A 17,001-nucleotide genomic window follows, 5' to 3' on the forward strand; every position below is an offset into this window, starting at 1 on the left:
GTTCGACGCTTCGAAGCTCACATTAGGAAATCGAATGCAGCACATGGGCTGCGGGATGTCGCTCCCAAGTCCGCCTTTGTCGGTCAGAAGTCACTGAGCAGCGCCTCGCCTTGCGGGCCCTCGCGATCGGGCGGCTCTCTACAATCCGCAGTTCGCCAGCAAGCAGATCCATCATTGTGAAAATCCTGATCGTGGAAGACGAGCCGGAGCTGGCCCAGGCAGTCGCTGCGGCATTTCGAAGAGACAACGCAGTGGTCGACTGCGCCGAGTCGCGTCTGGTGGCCGAACACCTGGTTCTCTCGGGCTCCCACGACGTCGTCGTCCTGGACCGTGGACTTCCCGACGGGGATGGCCTGAAGCTGATCGAATTCATGCGGGACGCCGGATTGGCGGCACCTGTGCTGGTACTGACCGCGATGGGTGAAGTTGCCGAGCGGGTCAAAAGCCTGGACTGCGGTGCCGACGATTACCTGGCCAAGCCGTTTTCCATGGACGAGCTGACAGCGCGGGTGCGCGCGCTGACACGCCGGCCCAGCCTTCGCAGTGCCAACGTGAGCACGCTGGGGCGGCTTCGCTATGACCACGATCGACGCGAGGCGACCTGCGGCGAGGCGTTGCTGGTGCTGACCCGCCGGGAGCTCCTGGTTCTCGACACCCTGCTGCTGCATCGCGGCAGGACCGTGCTTCGAGACACCCTCCAGCAGGGCGTCTACGGCGATGCGGAAGACATTCGCTCGAACTCGCTCGACGCCCACGTTTCGCGTTTGCGGAGCAAACTGCAGGAGGCGGATGCGCAGGTCGAGATCCACGCCATTCGCGGCGTGGGTTACCTGATCAAGGCCACCGTCGCGGCATGAAGATCCAGTCCCTTCGTTGGCGACTGGTCAGGGACCTGGTGGTGCTGCAGGTCGCGGTCAGTTTGCTGGTGTTGTGCGGCCTCCTGATCTTGAGCTGGAGCCTGGACAAGCTTCGCGATGAATCCGGCGACCGGTCGGCAGCGATCCTGGTGGCGGCCCTGGGGCATGGCCCTGATGGGCTGAGTCTGGAGCCGACGGAGGACGTTCGGTGGCTTCAGTCCGAGGCCACGGACTTGTGGTTCGTCGCGCGAGACGACCGTGGCGGCGAGTTGAAGCACGGACACGTGCCTCCTCGCTACCTCTCGCTGATCGATTCGACTTCGGGCTTCGGCGCGGCCTCGCTCGATTTTCCCGTCGTGGAAGATGGGCGTCAGGCCGTGCGGTTGCGGCGCTGGCAGACCGCCGACGGGGCGATCAACCTCGTCGTGAGCACGGGCGCGCCGTTGCGTGTCCATGACGTCTTCCGCGGCACCCTGCTGGCCTTCCTCATCCTGATCGCCCCGATGGCCCTCTTCACGAGCCTCGCGTTCGTGGTGGCCGTGCCCTGGGTCGTCAAGCGCGGACTTCGCGGGCTGCAGCTGATGGGCAAGCGGGCCGAGCGGATCAGCATGACGCAGCGGTCGGAGCGCCTTCCGCTGGACTCGGCGCCGTCCGAGGTGCGGCCTCTGGTCGAGGCTGTCAATCGCGCGTTCGATCGGCTGAATCAGGGCTATCTGCAGCAGGAGCGGTTTCTCGCCGATGCGGCCCATGAACTGCGCACACCCATCGCCACACTTCAGGTGAACATCGAAGCGCTCCCGGAAGGCCCGGGGCGCGCCGCGCTGTTGCGCTCCGTGATTCGCCTCGGAACGTTGGCTGAACAACTCCTCGATCTGCAGAGGCTGGTGCGTCCGACGGCTTCTCGCGAATCGTTCGACCTGAAGCCGCTGTGCGAGAGGGTCGCGGCGGACCTCGCGCCGCTGGCGATCCAGAGCGATTGCAATCTCTCGGTCGAAGCACGTCCGCTCATCGTGACGGGGGACGAGACCTCCATCGAACGCGCATTGAGCAACCTGATCCAGAACGCCATCGAGCACGGTGGCCCGGGTTGTGACATCAATGTCGCGCTCGTGCATCCGGCATGCATCGAAGTCTCCGATTCGGGGCCGGGCATCCCGGAGGCCGAACGTGATCGGGTGGTCGAGCCGTTCCACCGCCTCAAGCCGCGATCTCGCGGCGCCGGTCTGGGCTTGCACTTGGTGGCCGAGGTCGCGCGTCTGCATGGCGGCCGCATGACCGTCGGACGCAGTTCTGCGGGCGGGGCGTTGATCCGGCTCTTCTTGAGCGACCAGGGCGAAACGCCTGCGGTCGATGCGAGTGCAGGGTGAATCCGGGAACGGGTGCCGGGCGCAGGGACGATGGTCAGATCAGTCGTTGGTGTTTCTCGAGTTGACGGAGCACCTGTTCTCCGTCGCCTTCGCACACGACTTCCACGATGGTCCGATGCCCGAAGTCTGGCAACTGTCGGCCAGCCAGCCAGCGCTTCGCCTTCAGCCGGTCGGCCTCCAGCTGGTACGCCAAGTCTGCGATCTCTCGCATCATCCGCCTTCTCATCGTCATGCGCTCGTTCCGGTCATCGATCTTCGACAGGATGATCGGCCTGGACCATTGCGCCAACATTGCGTGGTCACGGCATGCGCTTCGGGGGAGCGCGATAGCGATGGGCGGCAGGTCGCCGCCCTCACGCGCCGCAGTACCTCGAGGCTTCTTGTGAAAGCCGAGGTCCGTTGTCTCCGGTGAAGGCATTGGAACAGCGGTCAGGGTCTTTGCAGAGGCGGAGATGTCCTCAACGGCGACCGCGTTCACGGTGCGTCGGTGCAAGGGACATCTGCGCTTCGGATGAGGGTTAACGCTGAGCGGTACGGTCGCGAGTTCGGAATCACCCTTCGCTGCGGGCCGTGCCGGGCCGAAAACGCCTGGAACGGCGGCCCCATTAGTTCCACTAACCCAGAGGATGCTCGCCTTCGCGGCCATAAGAATCCGCGCGGGTGCGCAATAGTTCCAGAGGTTCCACGGACAACCTGACGATATCCCCGCGATGGAGTGGTTCAATCATCTCGACCCAGACGCGCTGCTGGCCTTCAACCTGATCCTCGGGATCTCCATGTCGGTGATCCTGGTGGTCACACGCCTCGGGCTCGGGAATGCCGCCGGCCGGGTCGACGTGTGGCTCGTCGGCTCGTTTCTCCTGCTCGCCGCGCGGCTTGCCGTTCCGCTCGGCCAGTTGCTGCTGCCCGTCGCCTGGGAGGTCGACACCTCGGAGATCGTCTTCCCGCTGGTGCTCGCGGGGCTGTACTGGCAGGCCGAGGGGATGCGGGTCCTGCACCGAGGGCCGACCCGGTTGAGACGGATCGTCATCGTCTCGTTGACGTTGGCCGTGGTCGCCGGCCTGGTGCAGTCACGCATCGACGAGCGGGTTCTCCCCGCGCTGCTGTGCGCCGTCAACCTTCTCCTGATCCGGAACGCCGTCCTTCTCGGGCGGCACTTCTGGGGCGGCCGGTTGCTGGCCGTGGCGGCATCCATCCTGCTGACGTTCAACGTGCTCATGGTCACGGCGGCAGGCCACTCTCCAGAGGAGATCGGGCGCAGGGCGCTGCTCCTGGAGATGGTCTGGGCCCTGTTCAGCACCGCGGGCTTCCTGCAGTGCCTGTACCAGGACATCCGCGACCGGCTGGCAGCCGCGGCCGTCACCGATGCCCTGACCGGCGCGATGAACCGCACGGGCCTGATGCCCATGCTCCGCCGGGACATCGAACTGGCGCGGCGTGACGGTGACCTGTCGGTCGTCCTCTGCGATCTGGATCATTTCAAGTCCATCAACGATACGCTCGGCCATCCCACGGGGGACAAGGTGCTGCAGCGCTTCGTGGCGAAGGCGAAGGGGTGCCTGCGGGCCAGCGACCTCCTGGGTCGATGGGGGGGCGAGGAGTTCCTGGTGGTGCTGCCGAAGAGCACCTTGGCCGAAGCCGTGTCCGTGGCCGAACGTGTCCAGCAGACCATCGCCGAATGCGAGGCGGCACCGAAGTTCACCTTCAGCGCGGGCATCGCGTGCGCCAGTGAGGCGCGAGTTCGATACAACCTGGAGGAACTCCTTGCCGTCGCGGACGAGCGCCTGTACGTGGCGAAGCGCACGCGCAACACGGTGGTGTCGACGGACGGCCCCGCCTCGAGTCAGAGGGAGTCCGAGCAACGGTCTGACGAACCGGCTTCGTGATGGGCGAGGCCTTTCCGGCGGGACGCGGCGATCAAGCGCCTGGTGTCTTGCGCAGGTGAGCGCGGCTGCTCGGCACGTGCAATGTCATGCAGCCTTATCTCACCCGCTTCACGGGAAAGATGGCGAGCGCCGCAATCAAGGTCAGCACCATCGCCGTCAACCAGATCATGCGATAGCCCCCGGTTGCCGCCAGAACTCCGCCAGCCATGATGGGACCGATGGCCTGGCCGAGATTGCTGGCCAGAGCCCCGATCCCGAGGTCGCGCCCTGCGGCGTCCTTGTCCGGCAGCACGTCGATCAGCAGCGCCTGGTCGACCACCAGGAACGTGCCCACGGCGATGCCGGCGAGCACGTGTTGGGCGTACAAGGCCCAGAGTGCCGGCCAGACGAATGGCACGGCCATGGAAACCGAGAGCAGGATCGAAGCGCCGATGACGAATGGCTTGCGCCGATGGATCCTGTCCGACCAGCGGCCCGAGATCACCATGGCGAGCAACGTGGCAGGCAAGCCAACGACATGCAGAAGCGGCATGGTCCGGGCTGCTTCCTCCGGGTTCAGGCCCGGCTCGATGTAGGACTGCAACATGTAGATGCCGAAGGTGCTGCTGACGCTGTAGCCGAACAGCATCACGACCCGCGCGACGAAGACCCAGCGGAAGTCGGCATGGCGCAGCGCCACGGTGAAGGACTTCAGGTGGCCGGCGACGGAAACCTTGTCCAGGGGCAGCGCCCCGGATGAAGCGTCACGGCTCAGCGTGACGAACAGCAAGGTGACCAAGCAGACGGTCACCCCGAAGATCAAGTAACTGCCGGTGCCGAGCTTGCCAAAGGCAGCGCCCGCCACCCCGAGGCCGATCACATAGCCGATGAGCAGACCGATGCCAGCCACTGCGGACATCATCCCGCGCTTCAAGGCGGGCACCCGGTCCACGATGGTCGCGCTGAGGGGGCCGCCGACGAAGGCATGAGCGACGGAAGCCAAGGTGTAGCCGGCGATCAACTGCCCGACAGAGTCTGCAAGGTACATCGTCAGCACTCCCAGCATCGCCAGCGCCGCCCCTGCGACCATCCAGGGCGCGCGGCGCCCCCAGCGGCTTCGTGTCCTGTCCGACGCCACGCCAACGGCTGGTTGGAGGGCCATGGTGGCGGCGATGGCCAACGAAGCGGCGAGCGAAACGTCGGAGGCCTTCGCGGCCTCGAAGGCTGTCAGCACGCCGAGCAACTTCTGTTGTTCGGCCGAGGGACTGACGGCACCCGCTGCCACCTGAGCCTTCAAGGCGATCAACTCCTGCAAGTTGACCTGGCCCATTGCGCCGACAAAGAATTGCGCGAACTCGAGCTGCTGGATGTGCAATGGCAGGATGACAGTGCCGATGCCGCCCAGGATGGCTGTCAAGGACAGCGCGACGAGGAGGTAGCAGGCCATGTAGCGCCCCATCGAAGAGCCGGTTGGGGCTGCGGAAGACGGGTCTCCGGACTCGGGGAAGGTCGCAGTGGCTGTTTTCATGACGAGGTGGATGCGCGAGGCCAGGGATGACACCCGCAAGCGTGGCTTCCGACAACGCGGGGACTTCGTTCGCGCAGGTGAAGGCCTTGCCACGCTGGGGTGCGCGGAGGTGGCGCAGTGAAGCTTCCACCTGAATTCATTGTGTCCACGGCGCGCGCCATATCAATTAGCGCGATTCGGCGCCCCGAGTAGCAAGGCTAATGCGGCCGGGCGAGAGCGTGTGCGGAGGCGCGGCCTTGCGGCGAATGCGACCGGTTCATAGGGGAATACCTTCAGGGTTCTCCGACGTCACCGAACCGGGACGCCGTTGGCGGGGGGGCTCGGTACAGGGAAAGCTGCGGTGCGTTCAGGGTGGGCGTCTTGCACGATTGCCGGTATCCACGCTGCCCCCAGTCCCGCTTCGCGAACGAACACCGGGGACCGGGCATGGGCGCGACTGACAACGACAACGGACCCATGCGCCAAAAGATTGCCGTCCTCATCGGGACCCCTGTTCTTGCCCTGGCCGCCTACGCGCAAACGGTGGACCCCCGCGACTTCGCTGCGCCCCCGGCCCGGCACCGGCCGACCGTGACGACAGAAGAAGGCGCGGGGTACCGTGCGCCGCTGGACATGGTGGCGCGACGTGCGGTTGAGGAACTCGATGCGGGCAGCATCATGGTCAGCCCGCAAGGAGACAAGGCTCGCGCGCTGCCGATCGACAGGGCGGGGCTTTCCCCTTTCGTGCTCGGCTTGTTGGATACCTATCCCAGAGGTGCGAGCCCGTGGCTTCCGAAGGCGCTGCCCGGTGAGGCCGGCTTGGGCAGCTACCTGGCGGACGGCATGTCTGGTCCCGGCCGGCCTGCCGGCCTGGGCTACATGACCCCCGAGTGGTTCGCCAAGATGCGTGAACTGCTCAACTTGGCCAAGGTGAATGGGCGAACCGCGATCTACTACGACGAGGCCGGCTTTCCGAGTGGCAGCGCCGATCACACCCTTCCGGCACGCTTCAATCGCAAGCTGCTTCGTCGCGAGGAATCGACGGTCTCATCCCGCCAGCCGTTCAGCTTCGACCTGTCCCAGGGCGAGCGTCCGGTGGCTGTCGTTGCGCTGGATACCTCAACCGGCAAGCGGGTTGACCTCCTGGCAGAAGCGAAGGACGAAAAGATCGAATGGCTCGCGCCGCGAGGCAACTGGCGTGTTCAGCGCTACTACGTTTCGACGTCGGTGTCCAAGAAGCTGAAGCCAGACTATTTCGCCGCGGCGGACTACCTCGATCCGGAGGCAGCCCGCTGGTTCATTGCAAACAGCTACGACCGCGCTTACGGCGGATTGTCCGAGTTCTTCGGTTCGACCATCCGCTTCACCTTCTTCGATGACGTGGGCATCTTCCCCGACGAGAAGACATGGCACCCCACCATCGCTGAACGATTCCAGAAGATCACCGGGCGGCCTGCAGCGCTGTACTACCCGGCTCTATGGGATGAGATCGGGCCGGACACCGCCGCTGCGCGCGTTGGCTTCTACAAGGCACGAGCCGAGTTGCTGGGCGAGGCCTTTCCCAAGCTCGTCACGGAGTGGGCGCATCAGCACGGCGTTCTCTCCACCGGGCACGCGCCTGGCAACTTCGACCTCCAGCCGACCGACATGAGCGGTGACCCGTTCAAGTTCTACGCCTACACCGACGTGCCGATGGCCGACGTGCTGTGGGGCCTGGGCTTTGCGCGCGGGGGCTTCAAGCTGGTCAGTTCCGTGTCCGCGCAGCGAGACCTCCCGTTGACCGCAGCCGAAGCATTCAGCGTCACGCATGACGCCAACGGCTATCGCCGCATGATCGAGCTCTTCACGCGCGGGTTCAACCACTTCATCCTCGGTGGTCGCAATCCTTCACAAGCTCACGGCACGGGGGCCGAGCTCAGCCAATGGGCTGGCAGAAGTTCCTATCTCCTGCAAGGGGGCCGGCACGTGGCCGACATTGCGATGCTGTTCCCGATCGAGTCGTTGCAAGCCTTCTTTGCTTTCAACGCGCCGGAGAATTCAGCCGCGTTGCCCACGGGCGCCCATGCCTATCGCGATGCCGACTACCAGGCTGTCGGCGAGATGCTGTTCAGCGAACTGCATCGCGACTTCACCTTCGTGCACCCTGATGCGCTCGGTGGTGACAAACTGCAGGTGCGAGGCCGCGAACTGGTGATGCAGAACAGGGTCAACGAGGAGCGATTCCGAGTGCTGCTGCTGCCAGGCGGCGACGTGCTGGCGGTGGCTGCACTCGAGAAGGCCAAGGCCTTCTTCGATGCCGGTGGCAGCATCGTGGCGACGTCGCTCTTGCCCACGCGCTCCGCCGAGTTCGGTGCGGACCGGCGAGTGAAGAAGCTGGTCTCCGAGATCTTCGGAGACTTGGCCGCCAGCGGTACGCCAGGCGAGATCCGCCGCAACGGTGCCGGCGGTCAAGCGGTGTTCTTGCCGAATCCGAGTGCAGGCCTTCTGGCCTCGACCTTCGAGCGCCTCGGGTTGCTGCCCGACCTCGCGTTCCAGCCGCGGCCGACGGCTACGACGGGCAACGGCGTCTTCAACTACATTCATCGCCAACGTGATGGCCGCGACATCTACTACTTCGGCAACTCCAGTGACACGCCCGTCCGCACGCTCGTCACATTGCGCGGCCGACTGGAACAGGTGCAACTGTGGAATCCGCACGACGGGAGGTCGCAGGATGCGGAAGGCTTGAAGTATCGATCGGTCCAGGGCGAGACGGTGACGGATGTCGAACTGTCGGTGCCTGCGGTGTCGTCGGTCGCGCTGGTCGGCCGAGCGGCCGCGCCGTGACGGGGACGCGTCCCGGCGCTGCAAGACGCCGTCCCGGCAAACGGTTCGACTAGTCGAGAGTCAAAAGCACCTTCACCGACCCATCGATGGCGGATGAATCGATGTATCCGATCGCCTTGGGATTGGCCGCGATTTCTCGCTTCAGCGCCGTGGCATCAGCGAACTCCTTGGGTGGTCGGCCCTTGCCCGTGAAGACGATGCGAGCCCAGGTTGCTTTCATCTGCGACACTTCGCGCCCCATGGCCTTGTCGTAGAACTGCGCCTTCGTGGGCGAAGCATCGGGGAGGTCGAGCGGCATCGCCAGCGCGCTCTTGCCGAGGTACACGTTGGCGACTTGTTCCTTCGTCAGGGGAGAAGCCATGGGATGCCCGACCACGACCACACCCGCATTGGCGGTCATGGCGCATGCAATGGCCAACAGGGCGACAAGCGATATTTTGTGCATCAGGCGCCTCGTTCAGAAGATGAAATCGAGGGCGATGCTCAAGACATTGGTCTTGTCGCCGGGGCCGATCACCACGGGCGAGAAGCTCGCTCCGACGGTACCCTTCGGGTCCACATGGTCGAACTGAAGCTTCAAGGCCGCGCCGGGAACAAGGTCCCAACGCACACCCGCGGTCTCACTACTCTGGTTGCCGCTGCTCCTTGACAGGATGGCCAGCTGGCCGGACTTCAAGCCGGCGACGGCAATGTACGGTGTCAGCGAGCCGAATCGGTACGCAGCCGTGGCGTACCAGCCTTTCGCGCCCATCTCGGGCAGCAGGCCCACCTCCCGCTTGACGTACTCCGCGGCGAACTTGAACCGGGCGCCTTCGTACTGATAACCCAAGCCGGTGAACGCATAGGGGATGTCGATGTCCGTGGGGAGGCCACTGCGGTACCACGGAAGAACGACGTCCGCCTTGAACTGACCGAAGCGGATGCTGCCAACGGGCGTATCGAACGTGGCGTTGTAGCCCCAGACCTTGTCGGCGTCCAGCTCGGTGTTGCCTTGGGGAATCGATCCCTTGCCACCCATCGCGGACAGCGTGAGGGAACTGGAGCCCATCGGGATGCGGTAGGTCCCGTCGACGCCGTACACACGTTTGAGAAAGTTGACCGCATACACCTCGTTGGGCATGCGCACCATCGTGTTCGAATAACCGATGTTTCGACCGTCGGACACCATGAACACGGCGGGCGCCATGCGCCCCAGGCGGAACGCCAGGTCCGGACTCGGGTTGGCGCTCAGGTAGGCCCATTCGAGGTCGGCGCGGATGCCGGGCTTCATGCGTTGCTCCGCGAGTACCTGGGCGGTCGCACCGAACCAGTCGGCCCTGAAGTCGGCCTGCACCCCCAGCTTGGAGTCGACCACCCAACTGCCGGAGCTGGTCGCGCCCTCGAAGGCGTTCTCACGCACGAACACGTCCTGGTCGTTGTCCGTGACCACGGCGCCGGCGGTGCCGAACCCGCTGAGCGTGACGTACTCCCCGAATGAGGTGGCTGCGTTCGCCGACGCGCCGGCCAAGGCGACGCACATCGCCAGACATTGTGTTCGTTTCATGGGTACTGCTTGTTGAACTCGTGGACCCGGACGACCTGCGCGCCCGCTACCACCATCGGGTATCGGGCGCGCAGTACGTGACTTGAACTCGCGCGGCGCCAGACCGCGAGAAATGTCACTGGAGGACTGGGTCGTGCGCGCCGGCCGTCTGGAAGAAGGAGACCGAGGTGGACAGATCTCGGGCACTGTCCTTCAGCGCCTGGACCGAGTCACCCAGGCGCACGACGAGGCCGCCGTTCTGCCGTGTGCTCTGGTCGACTTCGTACATCGCGCCGCTGACCTGTTCGACACCCTTGGTCTGTTCGTCGGCGGCCGCTGCGATCCGCTCGAGCAACTGGCTCACGGCGTTGACCTTGGCGATGACGTTGTCGATCTTCTTGCCCGCGTCACTGACGAACGTGTTGCCGGCCTCGACGTGCTCGGAGGACGTCTGGATCAGGTGCCGGACCTCCCGCGCCGCCTGGGCACTCCGCCCGGCGAGCGCTCGCACTTCGGAGGAGACCACGGCGAACCCCTTGCCGTGCTCGCCCGCCCGTGCGGCTTCCACCGCTGCGTTCAGCGCGAGGATGTTGGTCTGGAACGCGATCCCGTCGATGACGGCGATGATGTCCCCGATGCGGGCGCTCGACGATGCGATGGACTGCATGGTGGAGATCACGGTGTGGACCGCTTCGCCCCCGGCGGAAGCCGCCACGCGAGCGCCCTCGGCCATGCCGGCGGCTTCGACCGTGAGTTGCGTGGTGCCCTGCAGGGCGCTGGCGATCTGGTCGACGGACGCCGCGGTCTGCTGGAGGCTGCCACCGGTGCGGGAGGTGCGTGTCGCCAGCGCATCGTTTCCGTCCGAGATGGCGCTGGAGTCCTGGTCGATGCGGGCCGCGGCGTGGCTGACCTGCGTGACGACGCCGGCCAGCACGGAGCGCATCTGCTCCAGCTTGTCCAGCATTTCGCCGATCTCGTCGGCAACGTGGCCCTGGATGGGCGTCGACAGGTCACCTGCCGCGATCGTCTCCACGGCCATCTTGGCGCGGCGCACCGGCAGGAGAATCGAGCGTGCGATGACGATGGCGGCGAGGCTTCCCAGCAACACGGCCGCGGCAACCAGCCCGCTCGTCACCAGCACGGTCATGCGGGCCAGGTCGGTGCCCTCGGTCGAGCGCCTGGTGGCTTCGGCGGCTTCGTGCTGGACCATGTCTTCCAGCGCCCGTTGATAGGCGGCTTGCGCGGGGCGCATGTCCATCACCAGGACCTGCCTCGCGTCGTCCACCGTGCCGTCGCGCTGCGCGGTGCGGAACTTCGCGACCGACGCGGTGAACTTCTCCTTCTCCTGGAAAAGCGCCTGCAGCTTTTCAGCATCGGCACCGCCCACGTTCATCTGGCGCAACTCCACCTCGACGTCGTGCGCGCTCTGGAGGGCCTGGTCGATGAGCGCCTGCTGGCGGCGAAGCTGCTTCGCCTCGTCGAGCAACAGCAGATCGCGAGCGGCCGTCGAGATCGTCGACACGCCCGTTTGCAGCAACTGGGCTCGTCGAATCTGCGACAGGCCCGTGCTGGCCGTCTCTTCCATGTCCGTCGCCAGGCGATGCGCACCGTAGGCCCCGTAGGCGCCCACGACGATCAGCAGTGCGATCTGGAGCAGGAAGTTCAGCGTCAGGCGATGCCACAACCGGGGCTTGAGCATTCGTTCTCCGCGATTCATCTCGATCATTTGCAACTCCCAATCGACAAGTTCATTCGTCCTGCGAGAAGACGAGCTTGATCTCCGTGGCGTCCGCTTTGCCGGTGGATTCGAACTTCCATCGCGACAGCGCGCTGATCGCCGACTCGTTGAAGACCTTCGCCCGTTCCGGAACCGCCTCGATGATCTGCACGTTGGTCACGGCGCCCTGCCCATCGACGGACACCTTTGCCTTGAGGACGCCCTCGGAAATCTTCCGCCGGGCCGCCTCCGCCGGAAACTCCGGCGGGACCTTCTTGAGCACCTTGAGCGGGGTGGTCTGCGCGGTGGCGAGGGGCGACGCTGCCAGCAGGCCCAATGCGGCCAGGAAGACGGGGCCGCAGGATCTGGGAATGGGACGGAGTTTCACGGGTTCACCTTCGGTTCTGATGGAGTCGCACGGCGTGTGCCGTGGCAGTCCAAGCTACTTCGACGAAGGGGAGCCCGATCTGGAATCGATTAAATCGATGTCTAGCGGGGCGAGGTGTTCGCCGAGACCTTCCTGCAGATCTGGCGGCAAGGCGAAGGTGGCGCTGAGGTGGTCTCGCAGCGCGGCCGTCCAGGGGGTCATGGGCTGGTTCAGGTGCCAGAGCAGGCCGACATCGACGAGCGGGATGTCATCGTCGAGGGCGATGGCGCGGACTCTGCGACCCACGGGCGGCCAGGGCCAGAAGGTCGCGTCCGAGAGCACCGTGACGGCGAGGCCGCTGGCGATGAGTTCACGCGCGGATCCGACGGACGCGGTTCGCAGGACGTTCGACTGCGGCACACCGGCCTGTTGCCAGAGGGGGGCTGCGTCTCCCGCATCCTCTCCCGACCCGACCACCACGAATCGGTAGGGTGCCAGGTCCTTCAACGCGACAGAGGACCGCTCGGAAAGCGGGTGGCCGTCTCCCACCCACACGCGGCGGCGCACTCTCGTGAGCGTGCGCCTGGCGAGCCTGCGGTGGCTGTGGAACTCCGCGAGGCGTGCCGCGGCGAGGTCGATCTGGCCGCACTCCAGCGCGGCCTCCACGTCCCCGGTCTGCAACTGAACCGGGACGACGGTCACGCTGGGGCAGCATTCCTGGAATCGCGAGACCAACGGCAGCAGGGCGTAGCCGACCAGTGTTTCGGTGGCGCCGATGTGCACGGTGCCCGTGAGGCCCGAATCGACGGACTGCTCCGCGAGGCCGCTGGCGCTCACCGCGGACTCCAGTACCGCTTGGGCACGTTGCAGAAACGCCGAACCGGCCTCGGTGAGGGACACACCTCTCCGCTCACGACGGAAGAGCACCAGTCCCAGCGCGCGCTCCAGTTCCGCCACGGCGGCCGTCATCGTTGGCTGCGTGATGTGGCACTGCGCCGCTGCAACGGAGATCTGGCCCGTGCGAGCCACCGCGCAGAAGTACTGCAATTGACGCAACGTGAATCGGATCTTGGGAGTGGACTGGTCCATGCGGTGCCGGTCAGGCTGCGTGCCTGTGGGGATCGGTTGGGCGAGGCCACGTTGCGCCGCTCGTGTCGTGTGGCTTCTCCGACGCGGTGGGCGGAAACCAATGACGACGTCGCTGCGCGACATGTGACGAGAACAGAGCATCCATCAGCGGCGCCGTTGTCCAAAGCGGGCAACCACCGGGCGTTCATCGCGTCCGGGTCCATGCGCTGATCGCCAGATCTGCGGCGCTACTCGGGTTTGCCCTCGCCGGTGGACCGGCCTGCGGGCCGCCGCTGGGGAATCTCCTGCGGGAGTGGCGTCCCGAAGAATGCGCCGCATCCCCGAGGCCGCGGCGAAATAAGAGTTGCTTATGCCGGGGATCAGCGGTGCGAAGGGCGTGGAACTTCTCGAGGCGGCCCGAGTTCCGGTCTCTCGCCTTCGCTTGCTTCATTCCATACAGATGTGTACGCTGCAAGCCTTGCCGGCGAACGGGACGCGCCGCTGTCAACAGGAGTGCCAGTGGACCGACAAACCGCAAGCGACACGTGGATCCAGGGCTACGTCGACGGATTTCTTTCAACCGGACGACGCATCGTGCGGGTGCTCACGATGCCCGAGGTGCTGGAGCCGGCTATGCGGGATTCCCCGGAGTCGCTCTACCGCGTCGCGTACGAGCGGGGACGAAACGACGCCCTCGCGGCGTGATGCCGGCCGGATCGGGTCGAGTGCGCCGCTCCGCACTTGGGCGTCGACGTCATCGACTCGCTTCGTTCCAAGGGCGGCGGTCCATGACGACGCGCTCCGTGAACTCGCGCCGCTCGAGCTGCTGGCGCTCGGTGCCGTGGGCGCCCAGCAAAGACTCGGTGAGCATGTAGCCGTACAGCATGAACGCGCGGTGCCGGGCATCCGAAATGCCGAAACCGAGGGCAGAGAAGCACTGCGCGATGTAGGAGAGGCGCTGCGCGTCGACATCGTCGACCACCTGCCGCGCCATGGCGTCGCGTCGCGCCCATGCGCGGATCCCCAGTTCGATCGACGCTGAGTGAAGCGCGGCCCGGCCGCGGAACGGCAGCGAGACCAGCTCCCGGATCAGGTCATGGGGTCTCGCCCCGCTCTTCTCGAAGCGGTGGATGACCTGCGCGGTCGCCTCGCTGCGCCAGCGCTTCAAGAGCCGTTCGAGCAGGTCGTTGCGGTCCTTGAAATGCCAGTAGAAGCTGCCCCGCGTGACCTTCATCCCCCTCGCCAGGACGTCGATGCGCACGGAGTCGATGCTCTTGTCGACGAGGAGTTCGGCGGCGGCCGCGATCCAGTCCTCGGGGGTCAGTTGGCTTTTGCCTTGGGTGGTGAAGTCCTCGACTGCGTCATGTTCATCGACGCGGGCTGCGTTCATTGGGGAATTTCCTCGGGATCGGGGGGGGCATGCCGGTGGCTGGCGTTGCATCGGTCCAACCATACAACAGTGAACGGAAAATTCAATCCACTAGGGCAAACACCTGCAATTTGATCCTTGTCATGGCGCTTCCAATTCGTACCATTCACATACACAAGTGTATGGCGTGGAGCGCGACATGAGCGAACACCCTGGTATTGGCAGAACCCTCGTCGCCGCGGAGCACGAGACCAACTACTTCGACGAAGGCCGCGGCAAGCCGCTGTTCCTGTTGCACGGATCCGGTCCCGGCGTGTCCGCATGGACGAACTGGGCGAAGGTGATGCCTGACCTGGCGAAGGACTTCCGTGTGATCGCTCCGGACATCGCCGGCTTCGGCTTCACCGAGTTCAGGGCCGACAGCAAGTACGACATCAAGCTCTGGGTGAAGCACCTTGTCGGCATCCTCGACGCACTCGGCATCGAGAAGGCGTCGTTCGTCGGCAACTCCTTCGGCGGTGCACTGTCCGTCGGCCTGGCGCTCTTCGCGCCGCAGCGGGTCGATCGCCTCGTGCTGCTCGGCACGCCCGCGGGCGAGTTCGAGCAGACGCCGGGTTTGCGCTCGGCCTGGGAGTACGAGCCGAGCCTCGAGAACATGGAGCGCACGATGCGCCTGTTCCCGTACGACCAGTCGATCATCACGCCCGAGATGGTGTCCACGCGCTATGAAGCGAGCGCGCGGCCCGGAGCACAGGACGCGTTGCGCAAGCTGCTGCCGAAGCCGAACACGGAGGGCCCCACGATCGTCCGCGGCTTCCCGAAGGAGTCGCTCGAGAAGATCACCGCGCCGACGCTCGTGCTTCACGGCCGCGAGGACCGCGTGGTGCCGGTGCAATGTGGCCTGCTCCTGGCCAACAGCATTCCGCGAGCCGAGCTCCACCTGTTCGGTCAATCCGGCCACTGGGTGCAGACGGAGCACCGCGAGCGCTTCCTCCAGCTCGTCCGTGCCTTCGTGGCGTGACCGGAGCAACGCTGTGAGTCGCAACGTCCTCGAGAAGCTCATGCACCAGCTGTGCATCGACCGCGCCACGAAACAGCGCTTTCGTGACGAGCCGGAGAAGCTGCTCCAGCGTCTGGCCCTCACCGACGAGGAGAAGGCGATGCTCCTCTCCTTCGACGTCGCGGGCCTGCAGCGCCTTGGTGTGAACCCGATGTTGACGATGGGGTACTGGCAGGAGAACGCCCCGGACCGCTCGCCCGGTGCCTACATGAAGGCCCTCCGCCCCGACGCCGTTGACTCGTCGTCGGTCTTCTCCGCCGCCCTCAAGCGATAAGGATCCAACGTGGGAAAGATTGTCGGAGGCTTCCTCGTTCCGCACGACCCGGTGATGTTCGTGGCGCCCGAAGCGCCCGCTCCGGATGTGGCCAAGCGGATGTGGGCTGCGTTCGCGACGTGCGCCAGGCGGCTCGCGGAGCTCGAACCCACCAGCGTCGTGATCGTGGGCGCGGACCACTACATGTTGTTCGGCACCTCCTGCCTGCCGCAGTACGTGATCGGCACGGGTGACGTCGACGGACCGATCGACGCGTTGCCGGGCCTGCGGCGCGGTCCCATCCAGGCGAACGAAGCGCTGGCGACGCACATCGCCCGCCACGGGCACCAGAACGGTTTCGACTGGGCCGTGGCACGAGCCTTCACCGTCGACCACGCGGTCGGCATCCCCAACCAGCTGCTCGTGGATCCGCTGCGCGAGGGAGGTCGGCACGTGGGCACGGTGCCGATCTATCTGGCAGCGGGGGTGGATCCGTACATCCCGCTGCGTCGGGCGGCCCAGCTCGGCGGTGCGGTCCGGGCCGCCGTCGAGGCCGCGCCGTGCGACGAGCGTGTCGCCGTGATCGGCAGTGGTGGCATCAGCCACTGGGTCGGGCTTCCCGAGATGGGGCGTGTCAACGAGGCGTTCGATCGCGAGATCCTCGACTACGCGGTGCGTGGCGACCTGGACGGGCTGGTCGCGCTGAGCGACGACTACATCCTCGCCAACGGCGGCAACGGCGGGATGGAAATCCGCCAGTGGGCGTGTGCGATGGGGGCGATGCCGGGGGCGACGGGCGAGGTCATCGACTACGAGCCGGTGCCCGAATGGGTGACCGGTCTCGGTTTCGTTCAACTGCATGCATGAAGTCATGAGCCAACGGGTCCATCTTTTCAAGAAGGGCGAGCTTTCGCCGGGAAACATCCGCCGTGTCGACGTGCACGGCATGGCGGTCGCTGTCTACAACGTGGAGGGCGTGTTCTATGCCACTCAGGACGGCTGTACGCACGCCACCGCATCGCTGTCCGAGGGAGAGATCGTCGACGGCGACTGCATCGCCTGCCCGGTGCACGACGGCACCTTTCACATCCCGAGCGGACAGCCGCTGAGCTTCCCGTGCGAAGTGGCGCTGCGCACCTACAAGGTCATCGATGCCGGCGATGAGGTCGTCGTCGACATGGAGCAGGAAGCCGACGAAGCGTCCGGCGGCATCTGAGAGGAAC

At 65.6% G+C, this 17,001-nt stretch carries 17 protein-coding genes; 9 read left to right on the forward strand and 8 right to left on the reverse strand.

What is annotated here, in order from left to right; all coding sequences use genetic code 11:
• The first annotated feature begins 176 nt into the window (after positions 1 to 176).
• Together A4W93_RS06645 and A4W93_RS06650 are read left to right on the forward strand one after the other, a co-directional pair.
• Positions 177 to 857, forward strand: coding sequence for a response regulator (locus A4W93_RS06645; RefSeq protein ID WP_085749871.1), 681 nt, complete (start codon positions 177 to 179; stop codon positions 855 to 857).
• Positions 854 to 2,224, forward strand: coding sequence for a sensor histidine kinase (locus tag A4W93_RS06650; protein WP_085749872.1), 1,371 nt, complete (start codon positions 854 to 856; stop codon positions 2,222 to 2,224). The genes A4W93_RS06645 and A4W93_RS06650 overlap by 4 nt, the downstream gene beginning before the upstream one ends.
• A gap of 34 nt (positions 2,225 to 2,258) precedes the next feature.
• On the opposite strand, the gene A4W93_RS29525 is transcribed toward A4W93_RS06650, so the two are convergent.
• A complete protein-coding gene (locus A4W93_RS29525; protein WP_157131600.1) occupies positions 2,259 to 2,702 on the reverse strand; it encodes a hypothetical protein in 444 nt (147 codons plus the stop codon).
• Between the two features lie 232 nt (positions 2,703 to 2,934).
• Here A4W93_RS29525 and A4W93_RS06660 point away from each other — a divergent pair, with 232 nt between their 5' ends.
• On the forward strand, positions 2,935 to 4,110 hold the full coding sequence (locus A4W93_RS06660; protein WP_085749874.1) for a GGDEF domain-containing protein: 1,176 nt from the start codon (positions 2,935 to 2,937) through the stop codon (positions 4,108 to 4,110).
• Positions 4,111 to 4,204: 94 nt separating this feature from the next.
• On the opposite strand, the gene A4W93_RS06665 is transcribed toward A4W93_RS06660, so the two are convergent.
• Positions 4,205 to 5,536 carry an MFS transporter gene (locus A4W93_RS06665; protein ID WP_157782127.1) on the reverse strand — a complete coding sequence of 444 codons (1,332 nt, stop codon included), beginning with the start codon at positions 5,534 to 5,536 and terminating at the stop codon, positions 4,205 to 4,207.
• 507 nt (positions 5,537 to 6,043) lie between these two features.
• Between A4W93_RS06665 and A4W93_RS06670 the strand changes: the two genes are divergently transcribed.
• On the forward strand, positions 6,044 to 8,422 hold the full coding sequence (locus A4W93_RS06670) for a glycosyl hydrolase (RefSeq protein ID WP_085749876.1): 2,379 nt from the start codon (positions 6,044 to 6,046) through the stop codon (positions 8,420 to 8,422).
• A gap of 49 nt (positions 8,423 to 8,471) precedes the next feature.
• Here A4W93_RS06670 and A4W93_RS06675 read toward each other — a convergent pair whose 3' ends face one another.
• The 5 genes from A4W93_RS06675 to A4W93_RS06695 all read right to left on the reverse strand — a co-directional run bounded on the left by A4W93_RS06675 (position 8,472) and on the right by A4W93_RS06695 (position 13,117).
• The gene (locus tag A4W93_RS06675; protein WP_085749877.1) at positions 8,472 to 8,867 is read right to left on the reverse strand and encodes a type 2 periplasmic-binding domain-containing protein; all 396 of its coding nucleotides are present in this window, start codon (positions 8,865 to 8,867) and stop codon (positions 8,472 to 8,474) included.
• Positions 8,868 to 8,879: 12 nt separating this feature from the next.
• A complete protein-coding gene (locus A4W93_RS06680) occupies positions 8,880 to 9,965 on the reverse strand; it encodes a hypothetical protein (protein ID WP_157131602.1) in 1,086 nt (361 codons plus the stop codon).
• Between the two features lie 115 nt (positions 9,966 to 10,080).
• The gene (locus tag A4W93_RS06685; RefSeq protein WP_085749879.1) at positions 10,081 to 11,670 is read right to left on the reverse strand and encodes a methyl-accepting chemotaxis protein; all 1,590 of its coding nucleotides are present in this window, start codon (positions 11,668 to 11,670) and stop codon (positions 10,081 to 10,083) included.
• 22 nt (positions 11,671 to 11,692) lie between these two features.
• Entirely contained in the window at positions 11,693 to 11,998 is a 306-nt protein-coding gene (locus A4W93_RS06690; protein WP_157782128.1) for an energy transducer TonB, read from the reverse strand.
• 105 nt (positions 11,999 to 12,103) lie between these two features.
• Entirely contained in the window at positions 12,104 to 13,117 is a 1,014-nt protein-coding gene (locus A4W93_RS06695) for a LysR family transcriptional regulator (RefSeq protein ID WP_169726512.1), read from the reverse strand.
• 498 nt (positions 13,118 to 13,615) lie between these two features.
• Here A4W93_RS06695 and A4W93_RS06700 point away from each other — a divergent pair, with 498 nt between their 5' ends.
• Entirely contained in the window at positions 13,616 to 13,801 is a 186-nt protein-coding gene (locus A4W93_RS06700; protein WP_085749882.1) for a hypothetical protein, read from the forward strand.
• 49 nt (positions 13,802 to 13,850) lie between these two features.
• Here A4W93_RS06700 and A4W93_RS06705 read toward each other — a convergent pair whose 3' ends face one another.
• Complete coding sequence (locus A4W93_RS06705) at positions 13,851 to 14,486, reverse strand: TetR/AcrR family transcriptional regulator (RefSeq protein ID WP_085749883.1); 636 nt, start codon at positions 14,484 to 14,486, stop codon at positions 13,851 to 13,853.
• A gap of 178 nt (positions 14,487 to 14,664) precedes the next feature.
• Between A4W93_RS06705 and A4W93_RS06710 the strand changes: the two genes are divergently transcribed.
• Genes A4W93_RS06710 through A4W93_RS06725 form a run of 4 tightly spaced genes read left to right on the forward strand, consistent with a single transcriptional unit; the run spans position 14,665 to position 16,994 of the window.
• Positions 14,665 to 15,486: an alpha/beta fold hydrolase gene (locus A4W93_RS06710; protein WP_085749884.1), complete on the forward strand. Its 822-nt coding sequence runs from the start codon at positions 14,665 to 14,667 to the stop codon at positions 15,484 to 15,486.
• A 13-nt stretch (positions 15,487 to 15,499) separates the two neighbouring features.
• Positions 15,500 to 15,799, forward strand: coding sequence for an extradiol ring-cleavage dioxygenase (locus tag A4W93_RS06715; protein WP_085749885.1), 300 nt, complete (start codon positions 15,500 to 15,502; stop codon positions 15,797 to 15,799).
• A 9-nt stretch (positions 15,800 to 15,808) separates the two neighbouring features.
• A complete protein-coding gene (locus A4W93_RS06720; RefSeq protein WP_085749886.1) occupies positions 15,809 to 16,645 on the forward strand; it encodes a DODA-type extradiol aromatic ring-opening family dioxygenase in 837 nt (278 codons plus the stop codon).
• 4 nt (positions 16,646 to 16,649) lie between these two features.
• Positions 16,650 to 16,994 carry a non-heme iron oxygenase ferredoxin subunit gene (locus A4W93_RS06725; RefSeq protein WP_085749887.1) on the forward strand — a complete coding sequence of 115 codons (345 nt, stop codon included), beginning with the start codon at positions 16,650 to 16,652 and terminating at the stop codon, positions 16,992 to 16,994.
• Positions 16,995 to 17,001 lie beyond the last annotated feature (7 nt).

The organism is Piscinibacter gummiphilus (assembly GCF_002116905.1).
Taxonomy (GTDB): Bacteria; Pseudomonadota; Gammaproteobacteria; order Burkholderiales; family Burkholderiaceae_C; genus Rhizobacter; species Rhizobacter gummiphilus.